Source organism: Streptomyces djakartensis (assembly GCF_014651075.1).
Taxonomy (GTDB): Bacteria; Actinomycetota; Actinomycetes; order Streptomycetales; family Streptomycetaceae; genus Streptomyces; species Streptomyces djakartensis.
On sequence record NZ_BMWE01000016.1, the window covers coordinates 65,028 to 83,232 of the forward strand.

An 18,205-nucleotide genomic window follows, 5' to 3' on the forward strand; every position below is an offset into this window, starting at 1 on the left:
CCCGGGACGGCGTGCTTCGGCCACGCCTGCCTCGACGCGAAGGCCCCGAGGCGCCCGCGTCGCACACGCGTCTACCCCAGCGCCCGCAGCCCCGGTACGAACGCCACCAGCACCGGCACCACGGGCACCAGCGCGGCGGCCGCCGTCAGCCGCAGGCGCCGAGCGGCGGGCAGCCGGTCCGGGGGAGTGAGCAACCGGTGCACCCGCGCCGGCACATGGGCCTGCGGCGCCGGGCAGGGGCCGAACACGCCGCGGTGTTCGTTGAGTTCGACCAGGGCCAGGGCCGTGGTCAGGCTGCCGAAGCGACGGGACGCCGTGTCGTCGGCGGCCAGTTCGACCAGGCGGTGCATCTCGTCGCGGAACGCGGCGAACACCGGCACCTGCGGAAACCCGCCCGCCAGCGCTGAGGAGCAGTTGAGCAGCCAGTCGTGCCGGGCCCGTGCGTGCCCCTGCTCGTGGGCGAGCACGGCGTCCAGTCTGCGGCCCTTCAGCCGGCGCAACGCACCCGTGGTGACGACCAGTTGCGGCGGAGTGCCGGGCAGCCACCAGGCGTCGGGCCGCTCGCTCTCCAGGACGACGAGCCGGCCGGACACCGCCACCTCGCCCGGCAGCAGCGGAGCCCGGACCAGCAGATCGGCCCGCCGGCTGCGGCGCCGGGCGCGGGTCCGCCCGACCTCGCGGACCAGCATGGCCACGCTCCACAGCCCGCCGCAGGCCAGCGCGACCGCGGTGGTCGCCGCCCAGGGGCCCGCCGTGCCGAGGGCGTAGGCCTCTGCCACCGGACCCGGTGCCGTCGCGAAGACATGCCCGCCGACCGCGTTCCATGCGGCCGCCGCGCTGAGCGTCATCGACAGCGCACAGCACAGGATGACGGCCGCCACCGCGCACTGCCACACCCACAGCGCGACCACCGGCTCGCGGTCGGGCCAGTCCGCCCGGGCGAGCAGCCGGGGGGCGACCACGGCGGTCAGGGCGCCGAGCAGCAACAGTGCCGCGGGGAGGGTCATGAGGGGCAGCCTATGAGCGCGGCGCCGCCCACGGGTACGGCTTGTGGCGCCGAAGTGACGCAGGCAACGGGACCGTACGGCGGCAGCGGGCGGTCCCGCTCACAGTGCCAGCAGCATCGCCACCATCGAGATCCCCATGGACAGCCGGCAGGCCCGCGCCAGCTCCGGGCGGTCACCCCACCCGGCCCGCCCGCCGCCCCCGGCCACGGCGGCGACCGGAACCAGCCGTACGCCGGTCAGCAGCACGTACCCGGCGAAGTAGAGCAGCAGTGCCCCGGTCAGGAGCGGGACCCCTGATCCGCCCGGTCCGTGCGGGTGCGCGGGGGCGGCGGCCATGGCGACGGCCATGTAGACCATGGCGCCGGCCCCCACCAGGTGGTGCAGGTGATGCGCACCCGACCGTGCCGCCCACAGTGCGCGTACCGCCGCCGCGCCGAACACGGCCGCGTAGCCGGGCCAGGCCCACGAGGGCGGGGTGAAGACCGCCGCCGGCACCGCCATCGCTGCCATCCCGAAACCCATCAGTGCCTCGCCGCCCGCTGCGCTGCGCTGCTCCTCGCCGCCGCCGCGCATCCGCAGCAGGCAGGAGACGCCGGTCGCCGCGCACAGCGCCACCAGCAGCCAGCCGGACGAAGCCGGTCCGTGCACGTGCACCTCCCCGCTCGACGGTCGGTCATTCGATGCCCGGGCCATGCGGCGCGTACGCGAGCGCAAGGGTGCAGACGGGGGGCATTCGACGGAGCACCCGAGGCCAGGAAGTATCTTTCACGAGTAAAACACCTGCTAACCTTGCCTCCCATGAGCAGTGCGACCCCCACGCCCACCCCCGCCTCCCCGTCCGCCCGGCGTCTTCCGCTGGCGGGCGCGCTGCGCGTCGGGCGGCCGTCGGACATCTGGTTCAAGCCCGCGCTGAGCGTGGTCGCGGCGATCGCTCCGCCCAACCTCACCCTGCTGGCGCTCGGCCGGCTCGACCTGGCGATGTACACGATGGCCGGATCCCTGTGCGCGCTGTACGCCCACAACCGCCCGTACGCCGCCCGGGCCGGGGTCCTGGTGTGGGTGGTGCTCGGCATGGTCGGCGGGCTCGCCGTGGCCCTGGTCACGGCCTCGCTGACCGGCAGTGCCGTGGCGCTGGTCACCGTCGGTGCGCTGCTGGCCGCCGCGCAGAAGGCCATGTGCGACGCCACCGGGATCGGCCCGCCGGGCAACGTCGTCCTCACCTTCGTCAGTTCCGCCTCGCTGTTCGCGCCGCAGACCCTCGCCCAGGTCCCCGGTCACCTGGCCCTCGCCACCGCTGCGGGTGCCTGGGCCTGGCTGGTCTGCATGGCGCCCGCGCTCGTCCGCCCCCACGGACCGGAGCGCCGCGCCACCGCCCACGCCCTGAAGGCCGCCGCCGCGTACGCCGGCACGGGCGGCGCGGGCCAGGGGCATGCCCGGTCCCGCGCCGCCGGCTACGCCGCCGTGCACGCGGCCTGGCAGGCACTGTGCGCGACGGACAGGCGTTCCCCGACCCGGTGCGGCCTCGAACGGCTCGTGGTCCGGGCCGAGATCGCCCTCGCGGCGCCGACGGAAACCGACTCCGAACGCCTTGCCGCCTGGGCGCGCTCGCTGCGCGGCACCGGGCCCGTCCCGCGGACCGGACTCCCGCGGCCGGCCACCGACGAGCTGCTCGGGGTGGACGCCGCCCGGCCGCTGTGGACCCGGCTCGGCCCGCTGACCCCGATCGCCGTGCGCACCGTACTCGGCTGCGCGCTCGCGGGCTACGCCTCCCTCGCGCTCGGCGTCGGACGCCCCTACTGGGCCCTGGTCACCGCCGCCTCGCTCTACCAGGCCAACGTCGCCCTGACCTGCAGCCGGGCCGTCCAGCGCGTCGTGGGCAACGTCGCCGGAGTGCTCGTCTTCGCGGCGGTCGCGCCGCTCGCGCACCTGAACCAGGCGGCCCTCGTCCTGTGCTGCCTCGCGTTCAGCTTCGGCGCGGAGCTGCTGATCAGCCGCAACTACTGGCTGGGCAGCGTCTGCGTGACCCCGATGGCCCTGCTCATCACCGAGTTCGCCGGGTACCGGAAGCCGGGCGAGCTGATGACGGAGCGAGTCGTGGACACCGTCGTCGGTGCCCTGGTCGGCTTCGCCGCCGCCCTGGCCGTCACCGACCGGCGCGCGGGCGACCGCGTCGAACGCGCCCTGACAGCCGCCGACCGGGCCCGCGAGCGCGCCGCCCGGCTCCTGGCCGAGCCGGCCCCCCGCCCCGCCGCTCTGGAGTCCGCCCGCCGCGCACTCGCCGTCGCCCTGGCCGACCTGCGAGCCACCGCTGACGCCGCGGCCGGCGAATGGTGGCGGCGGGCCCTGCCCGAGGAGCGGGTCGTGCTCACCGAGCAGTCCGGACACCGTACGCTCGCCGCGACGGTACGGCGCCAGGGGCTGCTCCCGGACCGGGGGGCAGGCGCGGACAAGGACAACGAGACGGAGGACGTGCGGCCATGACGGCGACGGAGGGACCATCGTCCGAGCGGGACCAGGCCGGCGAGCCTCCCGAGGACCGGGAGGGTCCGGCCGGCGGCCGGCGGGGCGACACCGTCGCCGCCGTCGTGCGGCAGTGGCGTGCCGTCCACCCCGGGCTCGACACCGGGCCGATGGAGGTCATCGGGCGGATCAACCGCTGCGCCGCCCTGCTCCAGCAGGCCGAGGACGCCCCCCTGCGCCGGGCCGGGCTCAGCCGGCCCGAGTTCGATCTGCTCGGCGCGCTGCGTCGCACCGGGCACGAGCTGACGCCCGGGGAGCTGGCCCGCGAGACTTTCTCCTCGGGGGCCGCCGTCACCAAGCGCGTCAAGCAGCTGACCGAACGCGGCTTGGTCGAACGGCGCGGCGACGCCCGCGACCGCCGGGTCGCCCATCTCCGCCTCACGGACGCCGGACGCGACCTGGTCGACGGCATCCTGCCCGCCCAGCTCGCCTACGAGGCGGCAGTCCTGTCCGGTATGGACGCCCCCGATCAGGGCGAACTCGCCTCTCTCCTCGGGGAGTTGCTCGGCCAGCTGGAGGGCCGGCTGGGCGCGCTGCGGACCTGAGGCAGCAACCCGCCCGCCTGTGGGACGCCGGCGATCAGCCCTCGTCACCGGCCCGGTACACGCCGAACATCGCGCCCTGCGGGTCCCGCAGCACCGCGATGCGCGGCCCGTCGGGCACGGACGTGGGCACCATCAGGACGTCGCCGAGCCGCTGGACCACGGCGGTCGTGGCGTCCACGTCCGCCACGGCGAAGTACGGCAGCCAGTGCGCCGGCACCTCGGGCGGGAACTTGGCGTCCATCGTCACCATGCCGCCGAAGTCCGCGCCGCCGACACCCCACTGGGTATAGCGGTCCGAGGGGGCGACGGTCCAGCCGAACACCCGCGCGTAGAAGGCCACGGCCTGGTCCGGGTCGCGGGTGTACAGCTCCACCCAGCCCAGCGAACCGGGCACGTTGAACAGCCCGGCGCCCGGGAAGGTCCCGGCCTGCCACAGCTGGAACACGGCACCGGCCGGGTCCGCGGCCACCGCGAACCGGCCCACGTCGAACACGTCCATCGGTCCCAGCAGCACCGTCCCGCCCGCCTCGGTCACCGCACGGGCGGTGCCGTCCGCGTCCGTCACCGCGAACGACACGTTCCACGCGACCGGCTGCGACGGCTGGTACAGCGGGGCGAGCGCGGCCACAGCCGCGTCCCCGAGGTGCGCGACGGTGTACCCGCCCGCCTCCTGACGCGGGTCCCGCTCGGGCCGCCAGCCGAACAGCCTGGTGTAGAACCGCTGGGCCGCCTCGAGGTCCGTGGTGCCCAGCTCGGCCCAGCAGGGACCGCCGGTCACCGGTGCGTCGAGCTTCATGGCGTTCCTTCCGCAGGGGGAGCCCCCGGACGTGAGGTTCTCCTGCACGCTAAGCCGCTGCCCGTCCCGCCTGCCATCCGGGAAAACCCACTGGTGTGCCGTACCCGCCCGCCGTACGCTCGCCCCGTACCGCACCGTGTGGCGGCCGCCGGCTCCTTCACCCTGCCCGGAGGTTTCCCATGCCCGTGCTCGAGGTGCGGCCCTTTCGCCGAGCCGACCGCGACCAGCTCACCGATCTGGTCAACATGCACGTCGCGGCCGTCGTCCCCGGCGTCTCCGTCTCCGTGAACACCGTCCTGGGCGGCCTGGAGCGGCAGCCCGGCGAATTCATCACCGACCCGTGGGTGGCCGAGCGGACGACGCTCGTCGCCGAGCAGCGCGGCCACGTCGTCGCCGCCGCGCACCTGCTGCGCTACCGCGCCGACGGCGAGGTCGGCGAGGCCTACCGGGACGCCGCCGGGATCGACTGGTTCGTGTGCCGTCCGGCGGCCTCCTTCTGGCCGGACGCCGACCAGGCCGCGGACCTGCTGATGCGGGCGTGCCTGGCCCGGTTCGCCCGCTGGGACGTCCGCGTCCGGTACGCCGACGGCGCGCTGCCCGCCCCCCTCGTCTACGGCCTGCCCCGCAACTGGCCGCACATCCGGGCCGTCTACGAACGCGCGGGCTTCCGGCACGTCGGGGACACCGAGGTCGTCCTGATCACCCGCGTGGCCGACCTGCCGGAGCCCGAGCCCCGGCCGGGCGTCTCGGTCGAGCGCACGCTGGGGGAGTGCGGCACCCGTCTCACGGCCTGTGCCGGCACGCGCGTCCTCGGCTTCGTCGAGATCGACACGGGCCTGGCCCGCCCGGAACGCCACCCCCGCGCGGCCGGCCTGGCCGACATCGGGAATCTCCACGTCGAGCCCGCGCAGCAGGGCACCGGCCTCGAACACTGGCTGCTCGCCCAGGCCGGCGACTGGCTCCGCATGTGCGGCGTCGACCGGCTCGCCGCCTGCGAAACCGCCGGCGACGGCGCCGGGCTCGATCTCCTGACCAGCGCGGGCTTTCGCGAGCTGACGCGTACCGACCGGGGGTGGGAGCACCGCCCGGGGTGACCTCAGATGCCCGGCCGGTAGCGCATCGGATGGTCCGCCGGCACCTCCACCAGCACGATCGGCGTGCCGTCCGGGTCCTCGATCCACATCTCGACCAGGCCCCACGGCTCCTTCACCGGCGGCCGCGCGATCTCCACCCCTTTCGCACGGAGCTCCTCCCGGGCCGCGGCCACGTCGTCGACCTGAAGCCACAGCCGCGTGGCCGGCGCGGGGGGAGTCTCGGACCGCCCCGAGATCTCGAGGAAGCCGCCGCCGAGGAAGTAGACCGTGCCGCGTTCCGGGCCCGTGCCGAACTCCCGGTAGACGGGGAGCCCCAGCTGTTCGCCGTAGAAGGCCCGGGAACGCCCGGGATCGGTGGGGCGGAGCAGGATCCGGCTGCTGAGTACATGCACCATGCACGGGAGCCTAGTGCCGCGGCACTGTTGGGGGCGTTACCCTCTTCCGTGCTCGAGCCGCGCTCGGAAAGGGAGACGTACTCATGGACACCGCCGCCACCGGACTGATCTTCCGCGACGCCTCCGACGCCGACGTGGACGAGCTGGTCGCGCTGATCGAATCGGCGTACCGGGGTGACGCCAGCCGGGTCGGGTGGACCACCGAGGCGGACATCCTGGAGGGGCAGCGGACCGACCCGGAGGGGGTGCGGGCCGTCATCAAGTCGCCGGACAGCCGGCTGCTGACGGTGGAGCGGGAGGGGCGGATCGTCGCCTGCTGCCAGCTCGAGCACCGCGGTGACCACGCCTACTTCGGGATGTTCGCGGTCAGCCCCCGACTGCAGGGCGCGGGTTTCGGCAAGGTGATCATGGCGGAGGCGGAGCGACAGGCCCGCGAGACGTGGGGCGTGACGGAGATGCACATGACCGTGATCTCCGTACGCGACGACCTGATCGCCTGGTACGAGCGCCGCGGCTACCGCCGTACGGGACGGATGACCCCGTTCCCGTACGGCGACGAGCGCTTCGGCATACCCCGGCGAGACGACCTGCAGTTCGAGCTGCTGGTCAAGGAGCTCGTGCGATGACTAGGCCGTGAAGCGGCCCGTGCGCTTGATGTCCGGGTGGTCGGTGGTGGCGCCGTCCAGCCCGAAGGCCCGGACGAGACGCAGATGGTCCTGCGTGTTCACCACCCAGCCGATGATGTTCAGGTCGGCCTTGCGCGCGTGCTCCACGATCTCCAGGGTCAGACGGCGGATGTTCAGGCAGACGGTCGCGGCACCGGCCGCGACGGCGCGTTCCACGATGTCGGTGCCGGTGGGGGTCCCCCCGCTCGAGTTCTTCCGAGAATGGCGGAGGCTGGAGATCAGCGCGGTGCGCACGCCCGGCACCAGGCGCTTGATCTCGGCGATCGCCTCGTCGTGGAACGAGGACACCTCGACCCGGCCGGCCAGGTCCCGTGCGTTCATCACCTCGGCCAGGGCCCGGGCCGCCTGCACATCCTTGATCTCCGCCTGGAGCGGCGCCTGAACGGCCTCCAGGACCTCCTCGAAGACCGGGACCCGCTCGCCGAGGCCGGCGTCCAGGGCCCGTAGCTCCGCGAGTGTCTTCTCGGCGATCGGACCGGTGCCGTCGGTCGTGCGGTCCACGTCCGTGTCGTGCATGACGACGAGCGCGCCGTCCTTGCTCAGATGCAGATCGAGTTCGATGGCGTCGAGACCGGCCTCCTGGGCGGCGACGAAGGACCGGAGGGTGTTCTCGGGCTCCACACCCATGACTCCGCGGTGACCGATGGTGAGGAAGTTCAAGACGCGACTCTCTTCCGTCGACAGGCGGCACTGGGGGCCTTGCGGCCCACCTGGACCGTATCGCCTGTGGCCACCCCCTGCAGAGGGAGAGGGCATGGCTGACGCACATACGGGCACAAGCATGACCGGCAGGAAAAAGTGCGGTGAAGGCCCCTGTGAGGCAGGATAATTTCCTGAGGCCGCCCTTGCTGGAAGGAACCTCGCGTGTATACGGTCTGCACACGTGAGATTCTCCCGTGGAGGATGGGACATGACGGAAATTCTTGTGCAGGTGGGTTCGGAGGAGCGGGTTCCTCCCGTGGCCAGGGTGGTGGAGCACCCGGCATGGCCCGTGCTCAAGGATGCCGTGGAGCGGATCCGGCCATGGCAGTCCAAGGACGGGTCGATCGACTTCGGCGCCGAGGGCGCCCCGGACCGCGCCGATGCCGAGCACGCCGTCCGCCAGGTCGCCGACGCGGTCCAGCAGCTCTCCCCGCTGCTCCCGCACGACCGTGACTACCACGAGGCCCTGGTGACGGACCTCGGCCGGTGGGCGGACGGCGGCTTCCAGGTGCCCGACTTCCTCGACTCGCTGCTGGCCTTCCAGCCGGCCGCCCACCGCGCCGACGGCCTGCAGCACCTGGTCGTCTTCCCGATGTACACGCAGAACGGCAACCCGGACCGCAACCTGGAAGCGGTCGTGCTGCGCATGGTCTGGCCGCAGTGGCTGGCCGAACTGGAGCGCACGCGCTACGACAACCCGCTCTTCTGCGGCATCAAGTTCGAGGACTTCACGTCCGGTTACGACACCAACTCGGCCGTCCTCTTCCCCGAGACCATCGCCGTGCGCGAGGCGCCGGAACGGTTCTCCTGGGGCGGCATCTTCTGCGACCGCGAGGCCGCCCGCTTCCGCCGTGTCACGGCCGCCGCCGTCGACATCCTGGGCCTGGAGCTGCCGGAGGACGTCGCCGCGATGGTGCACGACCAGAAGCGCTGCGAGGAGGCCTTCGTCCTGTGGGACATGGTCCACGACCGCACCCACAGCCACGGTGACCTGCCCTTCGACCCGTTCATGATCAAGCAGCGCCAGCCGTTCTGGATGTACGGCCTGGAGGAGCTGCGCTGCGACCTCACCGCCTTCAAGGAGGCCGTGAAGCTCGCCCAGGACGGCGTACCGCAGGCCCGTGACGTGCAGGTCGCGGTCCTCTTCGACCGCATGTTCCGCTTCCCGGTCACCGGCGAGCGGGTCCGCAACTACGACGGCCTCGGCGGCCAGCTCCTCTTCGCCTACCTGCACAAGCACGACGTCGTCCGCTGGACCGACAACAAGCTCACCATCGACTGGGAGCGTGCCCCGCGGGTCACCAACCAGCTGTGCGCCGAGATCGAGCAGCTGTACCGCGACGGCATCGACCGCCCCAAGCTCGTCCACTGGTTCGCCGGCTACGAGCTGGTCTCCACCTACCTCGCCCCGCACCCGGGCTCGAAGTGGGCCAAGGGCCCCGACGCGCTCGACGTGACACAGCCGCCCCGGAAACTCGTCGATGACGTGCTTCCGGACGAGTTTCCGCTGAGCATGTTCTATGAGGCACTGTCCAAGAAGCTCAAGAACGTGATCGCCTCCACCAAGGGCATCACGGCGGACGGCGCCGAGCGGATCGCCGCGTGAGCGGCGGCACCGTGCGCGCGACCGGGAACACTGCTCAGGAGGCGAAGAAGATGGCGGGGAACGGAGCTCTCAGCGGTGCGGTGATCGCGGTGGCCGGCGCGGGCGGCCCCGCCGGCCGGGCGGCGCTGCTCAGGCTGGCCGAGGCGGGCGCGACCGTCGCGGCGGCGGACAACGATCCCGAGCGGCTCGCGGAGGCCGTGGACGCGGCGCGTTACGCCTCGGGCGGCGCCACCGTCACCGGCGAACCGGTCGACCTGCTGGACCTGCGGTCCACCCGTGACTGGGCGAGCCACATCGAGAAGGACTTCGGCCGCGTCGACGGCCTGGTCCACCTCGTCGGCGGCTGGCGCGGCAGCGAGACCTTCATCAAGACGAGCCTCGACGACTGGGACTTCCTGGAGCTGCTGCTGATCCGCACCGTGCAGCACACCTCCCTCGCCTTCTACGAGAGCCTCCAGCGCAGTGACCGCGGCCGGTACGTACTGATCAGCGCCGCCGGTGCCTCGAAGCCCACCGCGGGCAACGCCTCGTACGCCGCCGCCAAGGCCGCGGCCGAGGCCTGGACGCTCGCCCTGGCCGACGCCTTCCGCAAGGCCGGGGGCCCCGAGGGCCCGACCTCGGCGGCCACCATCCTGGTGGTGAAGGCGCTGGTGCACGACGCGATGCGCGCCGACCGCCCCAACGCGAAGTTCGCGGGCTTCACCGACGTCGACGACCTGGCCGAGGCCATCGCCGAGGTCTGGGAGAAGCCCGCCGCCGAAGTGAACGGAAACCGTCTGTGGCTCACCGAGAAGCCGTGAACCCGCCCAAGACCGACGCGCGTCGCCATCACGACCCCGAAGTCCGCGGTTTCGCCAGCGACAACTACGCCGGGGCCCACCCGGAGGTACTCGCCGCGCTGGCCCTGGCCAACGGCGGACACCAGGTGTCCTACGGCGAGGACGCCTACACCGACAACCTCCAGAGCGTCGTGCGCAGCCACTTCGGCCCCACCGCCGAGGCGTTCCCGGTGTTCAACGGCACCGGCGCCAACGTGGTCGCCCTCCAGGCGGTCACCGACCGCTGGGGCGCGGTGATCTGTGCCGAGAGCGCGCACATCAACGTCGACGAGTGCGGGGCGCCCGAGCGGGTCGGCGGCCTGAAGCTGCTGACCGTGCCGACACCGGACGGCAAGCTCACCCCCGAGCTGATCGACCGGCAGGCGTACGGCTGGGACGACGAGCACCGCGCCATGCCGCAGGTCGTCTCCATCGCCCAGGCCACCGAACTCGGCACGGTCTACACGCCGGAGGAGATACACGCCCTGTGCGAGCACGCCCACGCGCACGGCATGAAGGTGCACCTGGACGGCTCCCGGCTGGCCAACGCCGCCGCCACCCTGGACGTCCCGATGCGGACGCTCTCCAACGCCGCGGGTGTCGACATCCTCTCCCTGGGCGGGACGAAGAACGGCGCCCTGTTCGGCGAGGCGGTGGTGGTGATCAACCAGGACGGCGTCCGTCACATGAAGCACCTGCGCAAGCTGTCCATGCAGCTCGCCTCCAAGATGCGCTTCGTGTCGGTGCAGTTCGAGGCCCTGCTCGCCCGGGACCTGTGGCTGCGCAACGCCCGCCACTCCAATGAGATGGCCCAGCGCCTCGCCGAGGGCGTGCGTTCCGTGCACGGGGTGGAGATCCTGTACCCCGTGCAGGCCAACGCCGTGTTCGCGCGCCTGCCGCACGACGTGAGCGAACGCCTCCAGAAGCGCTTCCGCTTCTATTTCTGGGACGAGGCCGCGGGTGTCGTCCGCTGGATGTGCGCCTTCGACACGACCGAGGACGACGTGGACGCGTTCGTCGCGGCGCTCAAGGAGGAGATGGCCCGCTGACGCTCCCAGAGCGCTCTGAGGCGGCAAGCCCCCCCCGGCCGGGGGGGGCTTGCCGCCTCAGAGCGCCTCGGCCGCCTTCACCTGCTCCGGCGTCGGCGCGGTGCCGCCGAGGTGCGCCGGCATCCACCACGTGTCGTCCGGGCCCTTCGGGCGCACCGGGTAGGCGCGCTGGGCGGCCTCGAGGAGTTCCTGCACGCGCTCGCGCAGCTGGCGGGTGATGGCGCCCGCGTACTTGTCGCGGGAGGCCTCGATCGCCTCGCCGACCCGGATCGTGATGGGGATGTGACTCCGCTTGAAATTGCGGGGGTGCCCCTTGGTCCACAGCCGCTGAGTGCCCCACACCGCCATCGGGACCAGCGGCACGCCGGCCTCCTGCGCCAGGCGCGCGGCGCCCGACTTGAAGCTCTTCAGCGTGAACGACGGCGAGATGGTCGCCTCCGGGAAGACCCCGACGATCTCGCCCGACCGCAGCGAGTCCAGGGCGTGCGCGTAGGCCGCCTCGCCCTGCTTGCGGTCCACGGGGATGTGCTTCATCCCGCGCATCAGCGGGCCCGAGATCCTGTGGCGGAAGACGGACTCCTTCGCCATGAACCGCACCAGACGCTTCTGCGGCAGCGCCGCCAGGCCGTTGAAGACGAAGTCCAGGTAGCTGATGTGGTTGCTCACCAGCACGGCGCCGCCCGAGCGCGGGATGTTCTCCGAACCCTGGCAGTCGATCTTGAGGTCCCACACCTTGAAGAGCGTGCGGGCGAAACCGACGACGGGACGGTAGACGAGCTCTGCCATGGGCGGGTCGGACCCTTCCTGCTCTGCCTGGGAAGGGATTCCCAGTGAAGAAGTTACGCAGCCGTAGGTTTGCGGCTTGTCGCAGATCGTGCCCCAAGAACGGCCGGGTAGCCAGTCCTCGTGCCCGCGCGCGGCGAGATTCTCGTCACGTCACCTCCCGGACTCCACCTCGGGCTTTTACGGCCCCATTACTCCGCGGGCACCGTCACCCGTCGCACGAGCAGGTACAACTCGCATCCCAGGCAGTACCCGAACGCCGCGTTCAGGAACGCGGCGGCCAGTGCCGCGCCCGTCGCCGCGAGCCCCAGCCAGCCGGGCCCCAGCGTGTAGCCGACGAGACCGAGCCCGGCGAAAAGCAGCCCGACCGCCTGAGCGAAGCGCGGCGGTTCGGGCGCCTCGAACCCGGTCGGCGGCCCGAGCCGCGGCCGCACGGCCGCGCGGAACAGCCGGCCGTACGGTGACCGGCTCACCCCGCCCGCGGCGCCCAGCAGGAAGGCGAACGTCTGCCAGGCCAGCAGCCACACGCTCCCGGTGACCAGAACGACCGCCAGGACGACGGTCGTCACGGCCGCACCGAAGCGCGGCCCTCTTGCGTCGATGTCCATGGGAACCAAGCATTCCGCATCGCGGCCCCTGTGCAGGGGCGGGAATCTTTGCGGTCTCGTGAACGCTTGCAGTGGGTGATGACCGGACTGGTGGTGTGCGTGGCGGTGCTCGCGGCGGCGAGCGCCTGCGGAGTGCTGCAACGGCGGCGGAGCGGGAGAGTGCGGGTGCGCGGGCGGGACGACGGCAAGCGGCTGGACGCGTCGGAGCTGGGCGCGGAACTCGGCGAGCGGGCCACGCTCGTACAGTTCTCCAGCGCGTTCTGCGCGCCCTGCCGGGCGACCCGGCGGGTGCTCGGCGAGGTCGCCGGCATGGTTTTGGGGGTGGCCCACGTCGAGATCGACGCCGAGGCCCACCTGGACCTCGTGCGACGGCTGGACATCCTCAAGACCCCGACCGTGCTGGTCCTGGACGCCGACGGCCGGGTGGTGCGGCGGGCCACCGGCCAGCCCCGCAAGGCCGACGTGATCGCCGCGCTGGGGGAGGCGGTATGAGCCGGGTGACGCGGGCAGTGAGTCATCTCCCACATCACGGAACGGACTTGACTGCGCGAACCATTTATCGTCAGCCTGACCCCATGCCTCCGGACCTCCTCGCCACGCCCGATCTCCTGCGCTCGGTCTTCCGGCGGCACGCGGCGGGTGTCGCCGTGATCACCGCGCGGGGCGGCGCCGGTCCGGTGGGCTTCACCGCGACCTCCCTGAGTTCCGTCTCGGCCGAGCCGCCCCTGCTGTCCTTCGGGGTCGGCACCGGCTCCTCCAGCTGGCCCGCGATCGCCGGTGCCGGCCATGTCGGCGTGCACATCCTCGGAGAGCACCAGCAGGAGCTGGCGGCGACCTTCGCCCGCAGCGGGGCCGATCGTTTCGCGGCGCCCACCCGGTGGCGCGAGGGGCCGGAGGGCGTCCCCGTGCTCGACGGTGTGCTCGCCTGGCTGGTGGGCCGGGTCGTCGCCCGCGTCCCCGCCGGAGACCACCGGATCGTGATCGCGGAGGTCGTGCACGGCGATTCCTCGGGCACCGGCCGGCCGCTCCTCTACCACCAGGGACGCTTCGGCCGTCTGCGCGACTGACCCGCGTACCCCCGGCTGCGGGGCCGTCGAGTTCCGGTTACGCTGCGTTGCGAAGGTCACAGTTCAAAGCGCTTGCTTAGCGGGCATGAACTGGATGTACTGACGAGTAATATTTCGCTCGGAGCGTGGGCCGCCCCGACCGGGATCGGCCGCTTGAGGCGCCTATGCTGCCTGCAAGCAGGCACCGAGAAATGACGATGCAGTAGGAGAGCCGGCGTGAGCTTGAGGATCGTTGTCACTGTGAAGTACGTGCCCGACGCCACTGGCGACCGGCACTTCGCCGATGACCTGACCGTCGACCGGGACGACGTGGACGGTCTGCTCTCCGAGCTCGACGAGTACGCGGTCGAGCAGGCGCTGCAGATCTCCGAGAACTCCGACGACGACGTGGAGATCACCGTCCTGACGGTGGGTCCGGAGGACGCCAAGGACGCCCTGCGCAAGGCGCTGTCCATGGGCGCCGACAAGGCCGTCCACGTCGAGGACGACGACATCCACGGCACCGACGCCATCGGCACCTCCCTGGTCCTGGCCAAGGCGATCGAGAAGGCCGGCTACGACCTGGTGATCTCCGGCATGGCCTCCACCGACGGCACCATGGGCGTCGTGCCCGCGCTGCTCGCCGAGCGTCTGGGTGTCCCGCAGGTCACCCTGCTCTCCGAGGTCTCCGTCGAGGACGGCACGGTCAAGGGCCGCCGCGACGGCGACGCCGCCTCCGAGAACCTCGAGGCGTCCCTGCCGGCGGTCGTGTCGGTGACCGACCAGTCCGGCGAGGCGCGCTACCCGTCCTTCAAGGGCATCATGGCGGCCAAGAAGAAGCCGGTGGAGTCCTGGGACCTGTCCGATCTCGACATCGAGGCCGAGGAGGTCGGCCTGGAGGGCGCCTACACCACGGTCGACAACGCGGCCGAGCGTCCGGCCCGTACCGCGGGCACGATCGTCAAGGACGAGGGCGAGGGCGGCAAGCAGCTCGCTGAGTTCCTCGCGGGCCAGAAGTTCATCTGAGCCCGGCATTCGCTGACCGCCCCTCATCTTTCGCAAGCAGGAGAGAAGAAGTCCCATGGCTGAAGTTCTCGTCTACGTCGACCACGTGGACGGTGCCGTCCGCAAGCCCACCCTCGAGCTGCTGACCCTGGCCCGCCGCATCGGCGAGCCGGTCGCCGTCGCGCTGGGCAACGGCGCGGGTGACACCGCCGCCACCCTCGCCGAGCACGGCGCGGTCAAGGTCCTCACCCACGAGGCCGCCGAGTACGCCGACTACCTGGTCGTACCGAAGGTGGACGCCCTGCAGGCGGCGCACGAGGCCGTGTCCCCGGCCGCCGTGCTGGTCCCGTCCTCCGCGGAGGGCAAGGAGATCGCCGCCCGTCTGGCGCTGCGCATCGGTTCCGGCATCATCACCGACGCCGTCGACCTGGAGGCCGGCGACGAGGGCCCGGTGGCCACCCAGTCGGTGTTCGCCGCCTCCTTCACCACCAAGTCCCGTGTCTCCAAGGGCACCCCGGTCATCACGGTCAAGCCCAACAGCGCCGCCGTCGAGCCGGCCCCGGCCGCCGGCGCGGTCGAGGCCCTGTCCGTGTCCTTCTCCGCTCAGGCCACCGGCACCAAGGTCACCGGCCGTACGCCGCGTGAGTCGACGGGCCGTCCGGAGCTGACCGAGGCCGCGATCGTGGTCTCCGGTGGCCGTGGCGTCAACGGCGCGGAGAACTTCGCGATCATCGAGGCGCTCGCCGACTCCCTCGGTGCGGCCGTCGGTGCCTCGCGTGCCGCGGTGGACGCCGGCTGGTACCCGCACACCAACCAGGTCGGCCAGACGGGCAAGTCCGTCTCGCCGCAGCTGTACATCGCCTCCGGCATCTCGGGCGCGATCCAGCACCGGGCCGGTATGCAGACCTCGAAGACGATCGTGGCGATCAACAAGGACGCCGAGGCCCCGATCTTCGACCTGGTCGACTACGGCGTCGTCGGCGACCTGTTCGACGTCGTCCCGGCCCTGACCGAGGAGATCAAGACCCGCAAGGGCTGATCGACTCAGGCTGCGAGGCCCCCGTGACCGTGCGAACGGTCACGGGGGCTCTTCTCATCCCAGGGTCATCGTGGCCTGCACCGGCAGGTGGTCGCTCGGGTAGGTCCCGCCCATGCTGAAGGTGTTCATCCCGGCCCAGTGCGTGGTCACCCCGGGCGTTGTGAGGATCCAGTCGATGCGCCGCCCGCCGGGTCTGGGCCCCCGGTAGCCGTGGTACGTCCCGTACGCCGGACCCCGTGAGGCCGCCGCGTCCCAGGCGTCCACCAGCCCGATGTCCAGCATGAGGTCGTACACCCGGTTGTCGTGGGCGCCCGCGTTGAAGTCGCCGGTGACGATGACCGGTGACGACCGGTCCCACCCGCCGATCGTCTCGCCGATGAGCCCCACCGAGCGTTCCCGGGCGTACTGGCTGACGCTGTCCAGATGGGTGTTGAGGACGTAGAACTCCCGTCCCCGGTCGGCGAGGTCGGCGAAACGGACCCAGGTCACCATGCGCAGCCAGTCCGCGTTCCAGGTGTTCGAGGCGATGGTGTACGGGGTGTCGGACAGCCAGAAGTGGTCGAACTCGACCGGCTCGAGTCTGCGCGTGTCGTAGAAGACCGCCATGAACTCGTCCTTGCTGCCGCCCCCGCGTCCGGTGCCGATCCAGTCGTAGTGCTCGCCGAGATCCCTCTCGATCATGCGCACTTGCCGGTACAGCCCTTCCTGGATGCCGATGACGTGCGGTCGCTCGCGGCGCAGCAGTTCCCGCATCACCGGCCGGCGCACGGCCCAGCGCGGTGTCTCGTCGACGACGGTCGCGAAGCGCACGTTGAACGTCATGACGTTCAGGGCGCCCGGGTGCTCGCCGGCCGAGGCGGGCCGGGTGGGGCCCGCGGTGGTGAGCAGCGGTCCTGCGACGGCGGCGGCCGCCGCTGCCTTGAGCCCGTGGCGGCGTGTCACTCCGGCCTCGTTCGGCACGTGGTCTCCTCCCCTTGTGCGTCAGGATGAAGCTTTCCTTCTGAATACGGAAGAAGACGCCGGGACATCAGCGGCCGATGGTGAAGCATGGTCAATCGCACTTCAAGACGGTGTTGACCAGGGAGAAGACCGGCAGATAGCTTCGATCTGCGGACTACGGATTCCGCTGTGCGGAAAATGGAGGGTGTGGAATGGGGCAGGGTCGGCAGGAGAACGTGGCGACGAGTCTCGCGGGTGCCGTCAGCGAGGAGATCAGCGCCTCACTCGCCCCCGTCGACGCGGAACTGGAGCGCCGCTACCCGGGAGACCCCGGCACCCGTCAGCCCGTGCACACCGTCTACGTCCCCGGAGACGTCTTCGCCGCCGACACCGTCCGCACCTGGGGCGACCGGGCCCTCGCCGCCCTCGACGAGCACGCTCCCGACGCCGAGTCCTTCGCCGCCGTCCTCGGCCTCGGGGACGAGCTCGCGACGCCCGTGTACGACCGGGTCCGCGCCAAGCTGGAGCGCGAGCCCGTCGAGGACCTCCGCGTCGACTTCGAGGACGGCTACGGCAGCCGCCCGGGCGCCGAGGAGGACGCGGCCGCCGCCCGCACCGCCCGGATCATCGCCGAGGCGTACGAGGACGGCACCGCGGCCCCGTACATGGGCATCCGTATGAAGTGCATGGAGGCGCCCGTCCGCGACCGGGGCATCCGCACCCTCGACGTCTTCCTCACCGGCCTGATGGAGGCCGGCGGCCTGCCCGCCGGACTCAAGCTCACGCTGCCGAAGGTGACGTACCCCGAGCAGGTCACCGCCATGGCACGGCTGCTGGACGCCTTCGAGAAGGCACACGGCCTGGAGCCCGGCCGGATCGGCTTCGAGATCCAGGTCGAGACCAGCCAGTCCATCCTCGCCGCTGACGGCACCGCCACCGTCGCCCGCATGATCCAGGCCGCCGAGGGCCGTGCCACGGGCCTGCACTACGGCACCTTCGACTACAGCGCCTGCCTGGGCGTCTCCGCCGCACACCAGGCCTCCGACCACCCCGCCGCCGACCACGCCAAGGCGGTCATGCAGGTCGCGGCGGCCGGTACGGGCGTCCGCGTCTCGGACGGTTCGACGAACGTCCTCCCGGTGGGCCCCACCGGGAAGGTCCACGCGGCCTGGCGGCTGCACTACGGCCTCACCAGGCGCGCCCTGGCCCGCGCCTACTACCAGGGCTGGGACATGCACCCCGGCCACATCCCGACCCGCTACGCCGCCGTCTTCGCCTTCTACCGTGAGGGCTTCGAGCAGGCCGCCGCCCGCCTCGCCCGTTACGCGGGCCGCATCGGCGGTGACGTCATGGACGAACCCGCCACCGCCAAGGCCCTCAGCGGCTATCTGCTGCGCGGCCTGGACTGCGGCGCCCTGGACATCGGCGAGGTCGCCCGGCTGACCGGCCTGACCCGCGCGGACCTGGAGAGCTTCGCGGCGCCCCGGCGGGGCGATCTGACGGCTTCCGCCTGACTCGCGGCCACCGCCGCCCACTTCTCCCGCCGGGCACAACCCCGGTCCGCCGC

Annotated in this window: 20 protein-coding genes; 12 read left to right on the plus strand and 8 right to left on the minus strand. The window is 72.1% G+C overall.

Annotated elements, in window-relative coordinates:
• Positions 1-71: 71 nt before the first annotated feature.
• The gene (locus IE212_RS25480) at positions 72-1,007 is read right to left on the minus strand and encodes a M56 family metallopeptidase (protein WP_190200280.1); all 936 of its coding nucleotides are present in this window, start codon (positions 1,005-1,007) and stop codon (positions 72-74) included.
• 99 nt (positions 1,008-1,106) lie between these two features.
• On the minus strand, positions 1,107-1,655 hold the full coding sequence (locus tag IE212_RS25485) for a DUF5134 domain-containing protein (RefSeq protein WP_190200281.1): 549 nt from the start codon (positions 1,653-1,655) through the stop codon (positions 1,107-1,109).
• A gap of 150 nt (positions 1,656-1,805) precedes the next feature.
• Between IE212_RS25485 and IE212_RS25490 the strand changes: the two genes are divergently transcribed.
• Positions 1,806-3,488: an FUSC family protein gene (locus IE212_RS25490; RefSeq protein WP_190200282.1), complete on the plus strand. Its 1,683-nt coding sequence runs from the start codon at positions 1,806-1,808 to the stop codon at positions 3,486-3,488.
• Entirely contained in the window at positions 3,485-4,072 is a 588-nt protein-coding gene (locus tag IE212_RS25495) for a MarR family winged helix-turn-helix transcriptional regulator (protein WP_190200283.1), read from the plus strand. The genes IE212_RS25490 and IE212_RS25495 overlap by 4 nt, the downstream gene beginning before the upstream one ends.
• Before the next feature lie 34 nt (positions 4,073-4,106).
• On the opposite strand, the gene IE212_RS25500 is transcribed toward IE212_RS25495, so the two are convergent.
• Entirely contained in the window at positions 4,107-4,868 is a 762-nt protein-coding gene (locus tag IE212_RS25500) for a VOC family protein (protein ID WP_190200284.1), read from the minus strand.
• Between the two features lie 179 nt (positions 4,869-5,047).
• Here IE212_RS25500 and IE212_RS25505 point away from each other — a divergent pair, with 179 nt between their 5' ends.
• A complete protein-coding gene (locus tag IE212_RS25505; RefSeq protein WP_190200285.1) occupies positions 5,048-5,962 on the plus strand; it encodes a GNAT family N-acetyltransferase in 915 nt (304 codons plus the stop codon).
• A gap of 2 nt (positions 5,963-5,964) precedes the next feature.
• On the opposite strand, the gene IE212_RS25510 is transcribed toward IE212_RS25505, so the two are convergent.
• Positions 5,965-6,357 carry a VOC family protein gene (locus IE212_RS25510; protein WP_190200286.1) on the minus strand — a complete coding sequence of 131 codons (393 nt, stop codon included), beginning with the start codon at positions 6,355-6,357 and terminating at the stop codon, positions 5,965-5,967.
• A gap of 83 nt (positions 6,358-6,440) precedes the next feature.
• Here IE212_RS25510 and IE212_RS25515 point away from each other — a divergent pair, with 83 nt between their 5' ends.
• On the plus strand, positions 6,441-6,983 hold the full coding sequence (locus IE212_RS25515) for a GNAT family N-acetyltransferase (protein ID WP_190200287.1): 543 nt from the start codon (positions 6,441-6,443) through the stop codon (positions 6,981-6,983).
• Here the strand turns inward: IE212_RS25515 and IE212_RS25520 are convergent, their stop codons facing one another.
• Complete coding sequence (locus tag IE212_RS25520; RefSeq protein WP_190200288.1) at positions 6,984-7,703, minus strand: glycerophosphodiester phosphodiesterase; 720 nt, start codon at positions 7,701-7,703, stop codon at positions 6,984-6,986.
• Between the two features lie 250 nt (positions 7,704-7,953).
• On the opposite strand from IE212_RS25520, the gene IE212_RS25525 reads away from it, so the two are divergent.
• From IE212_RS25525 to IE212_RS25535, 3 genes are read left to right on the plus strand one after another with little or no spacing between them, the layout of a single operon-like run.
• Positions 7,954-9,351 carry a DUF6421 family protein gene (locus IE212_RS25525; protein ID WP_190200289.1) on the plus strand — a complete coding sequence of 466 codons (1,398 nt, stop codon included), beginning with the start codon at positions 7,954-7,956 and terminating at the stop codon, positions 9,349-9,351.
• 50 nt (positions 9,352-9,401) lie between these two features.
• Positions 9,402-10,151: an SDR family NAD(P)-dependent oxidoreductase gene (locus IE212_RS25530; protein ID WP_190200358.1), complete on the plus strand. Its 750-nt coding sequence runs from the start codon at positions 9,402-9,404 to the stop codon at positions 10,149-10,151.
• Positions 10,148-11,218, plus strand: a complete 1,071-nt coding sequence (locus IE212_RS25535; protein WP_190200290.1) for a threonine aldolase family protein — start codon at positions 10,148-10,150, stop codon at positions 11,216-11,218. Before IE212_RS25530 ends, IE212_RS25535 begins: the two co-directional genes overlap by 4 nt.
• 57 nt (positions 11,219-11,275) lie before the next feature.
• Here IE212_RS25535 and IE212_RS25540 read toward each other — a convergent pair whose 3' ends face one another.
• Together IE212_RS25540 and IE212_RS25545 are read right to left on the minus strand one after the other, a co-directional pair.
• Positions 11,276-12,004 (minus strand): lysophospholipid acyltransferase family protein, encoded by a 729-nt coding sequence (locus IE212_RS25540; protein ID WP_190200291.1) that lies wholly within the window; start codon positions 12,002-12,004, stop codon positions 11,276-11,278.
• A 188-nt stretch (positions 12,005-12,192) separates the two neighbouring features.
• Entirely contained in the window at positions 12,193-12,609 is a 417-nt protein-coding gene (locus tag IE212_RS25545) for a DUF4395 domain-containing protein (RefSeq protein ID WP_190200292.1), read from the minus strand.
• Between the two features lie 78 nt (positions 12,610-12,687).
• Between IE212_RS25545 and IE212_RS25550 the strand changes: the two genes are divergently transcribed.
• From IE212_RS25550 to IE212_RS25565, 4 genes are all read left to right on the plus strand, one after another.
• Positions 12,688-13,101, plus strand: coding sequence for a TlpA family protein disulfide reductase (locus tag IE212_RS25550; RefSeq protein WP_190200359.1), 414 nt, complete (start codon positions 12,688-12,690; stop codon positions 13,099-13,101).
• An 83-nt stretch (positions 13,102-13,184) separates the two neighbouring features.
• Complete coding sequence (locus tag IE212_RS25555) at positions 13,185-13,676, plus strand: flavin reductase family protein (RefSeq protein WP_190200293.1); 492 nt, start codon at positions 13,185-13,187, stop codon at positions 13,674-13,676.
• A 216-nt stretch (positions 13,677-13,892) separates the two neighbouring features.
• Positions 13,893-14,681, plus strand: coding sequence for an electron transfer flavoprotein subunit beta/FixA family protein (locus IE212_RS25560; protein ID WP_190200294.1), 789 nt, complete (start codon positions 13,893-13,895; stop codon positions 14,679-14,681).
• A 55-nt stretch (positions 14,682-14,736) separates the two neighbouring features.
• Positions 14,737-15,699: an electron transfer flavoprotein subunit alpha/FixB family protein gene (locus IE212_RS25565; RefSeq protein WP_190200295.1), complete on the plus strand. Its 963-nt coding sequence runs from the start codon at positions 14,737-14,739 to the stop codon at positions 15,697-15,699.
• A 54-nt stretch (positions 15,700-15,753) separates the two neighbouring features.
• Here the strand turns inward: IE212_RS25565 and IE212_RS25570 are convergent, their stop codons facing one another.
• Positions 15,754-16,659 carry an endonuclease/exonuclease/phosphatase family protein gene (locus IE212_RS25570; RefSeq protein ID WP_190200296.1) on the minus strand — a complete coding sequence of 302 codons (906 nt, stop codon included), beginning with the start codon at positions 16,657-16,659 and terminating at the stop codon, positions 15,754-15,756.
• Positions 16,660-16,850: 191 nt separating this feature from the next.
• On the opposite strand from IE212_RS25570, the gene IE212_RS25575 reads away from it, so the two are divergent.
• Complete coding sequence (locus IE212_RS25575) at positions 16,851-18,152, plus strand: DUF6986 family protein (RefSeq protein ID WP_190200297.1); 1,302 nt, start codon at positions 16,851-16,853, stop codon at positions 18,150-18,152.
• The last annotated feature ends 53 nt before the right edge of the window (positions 18,153-18,205 follow it).

Excerpts from the sequence above, each read along its gene's own strand:
- IE212_RS25480 (WP_190200280.1), bottom strand. The coding sequence starts at position 1,007 with ATGACCCTCCCCGCGGCACTGTTGCTGCTCGGCGCCCTGACCGCCGTG.
- IE212_RS25490 (WP_190200282.1), top strand. The coding sequence starts at position 1,806 with ATGAGCAGTGCGACCCCCACGCCCACCCCCGCCTCCCCGTCCGCCCGG.
- IE212_RS25495 (WP_190200283.1), top strand. The coding sequence starts at position 3,485 with ATGACGGCGACGGAGGGACCATCGTCCGAGCGGGACCAGGCCGGCGAG.
- IE212_RS25500 (WP_190200284.1), bottom strand. The coding sequence starts at position 4,868 with ATGAAGCTCGACGCACCGGTGACCGGCGGTCCCTGCTGGGCCGAGCTG.
- IE212_RS25505 (WP_190200285.1), top strand. The coding sequence starts at position 5,048 with ATGCCCGTGCTCGAGGTGCGGCCCTTTCGCCGAGCCGACCGCGACCAG.
- IE212_RS25510 (WP_190200286.1), bottom strand. The coding sequence starts at position 6,357 with ATGGTGCATGTACTCAGCAGCCGGATCCTGCTCCGCCCCACCGATCCC.
- IE212_RS25515 (WP_190200287.1), top strand. The coding sequence starts at position 6,441 with ATGGACACCGCCGCCACCGGACTGATCTTCCGCGACGCCTCCGACGCC.
- IE212_RS25525 (WP_190200289.1), top strand. The coding sequence starts at position 7,954 with ATGACGGAAATTCTTGTGCAGGTGGGTTCGGAGGAGCGGGTTCCTCCC.
- IE212_RS25530 (WP_190200358.1), top strand. The coding sequence starts at position 9,402 with ATGGCGGGGAACGGAGCTCTCAGCGGTGCGGTGATCGCGGTGGCCGGC.
- IE212_RS25540 (WP_190200291.1), bottom strand. The coding sequence starts at position 12,004 with ATGGCAGAGCTCGTCTACCGTCCCGTCGTCGGTTTCGCCCGCACGCTC.
- IE212_RS25545 (WP_190200292.1), bottom strand. The coding sequence starts at position 12,609 with ATGGACATCGACGCAAGAGGGCCGCGCTTCGGTGCGGCCGTGACGACC.
- IE212_RS25550 (WP_190200359.1), top strand. The coding sequence starts at position 12,688 with ATGACCGGACTGGTGGTGTGCGTGGCGGTGCTCGCGGCGGCGAGCGCC.
- IE212_RS25555 (WP_190200293.1), top strand. The coding sequence starts at position 13,185 with ATGCCTCCGGACCTCCTCGCCACGCCCGATCTCCTGCGCTCGGTCTTC.
- IE212_RS25565 (WP_190200295.1), top strand. The coding sequence starts at position 14,737 with ATGGCTGAAGTTCTCGTCTACGTCGACCACGTGGACGGTGCCGTCCGC.
- IE212_RS25575 (WP_190200297.1), top strand. The coding sequence starts at position 16,851 with ATGGGGCAGGGTCGGCAGGAGAACGTGGCGACGAGTCTCGCGGGTGCC.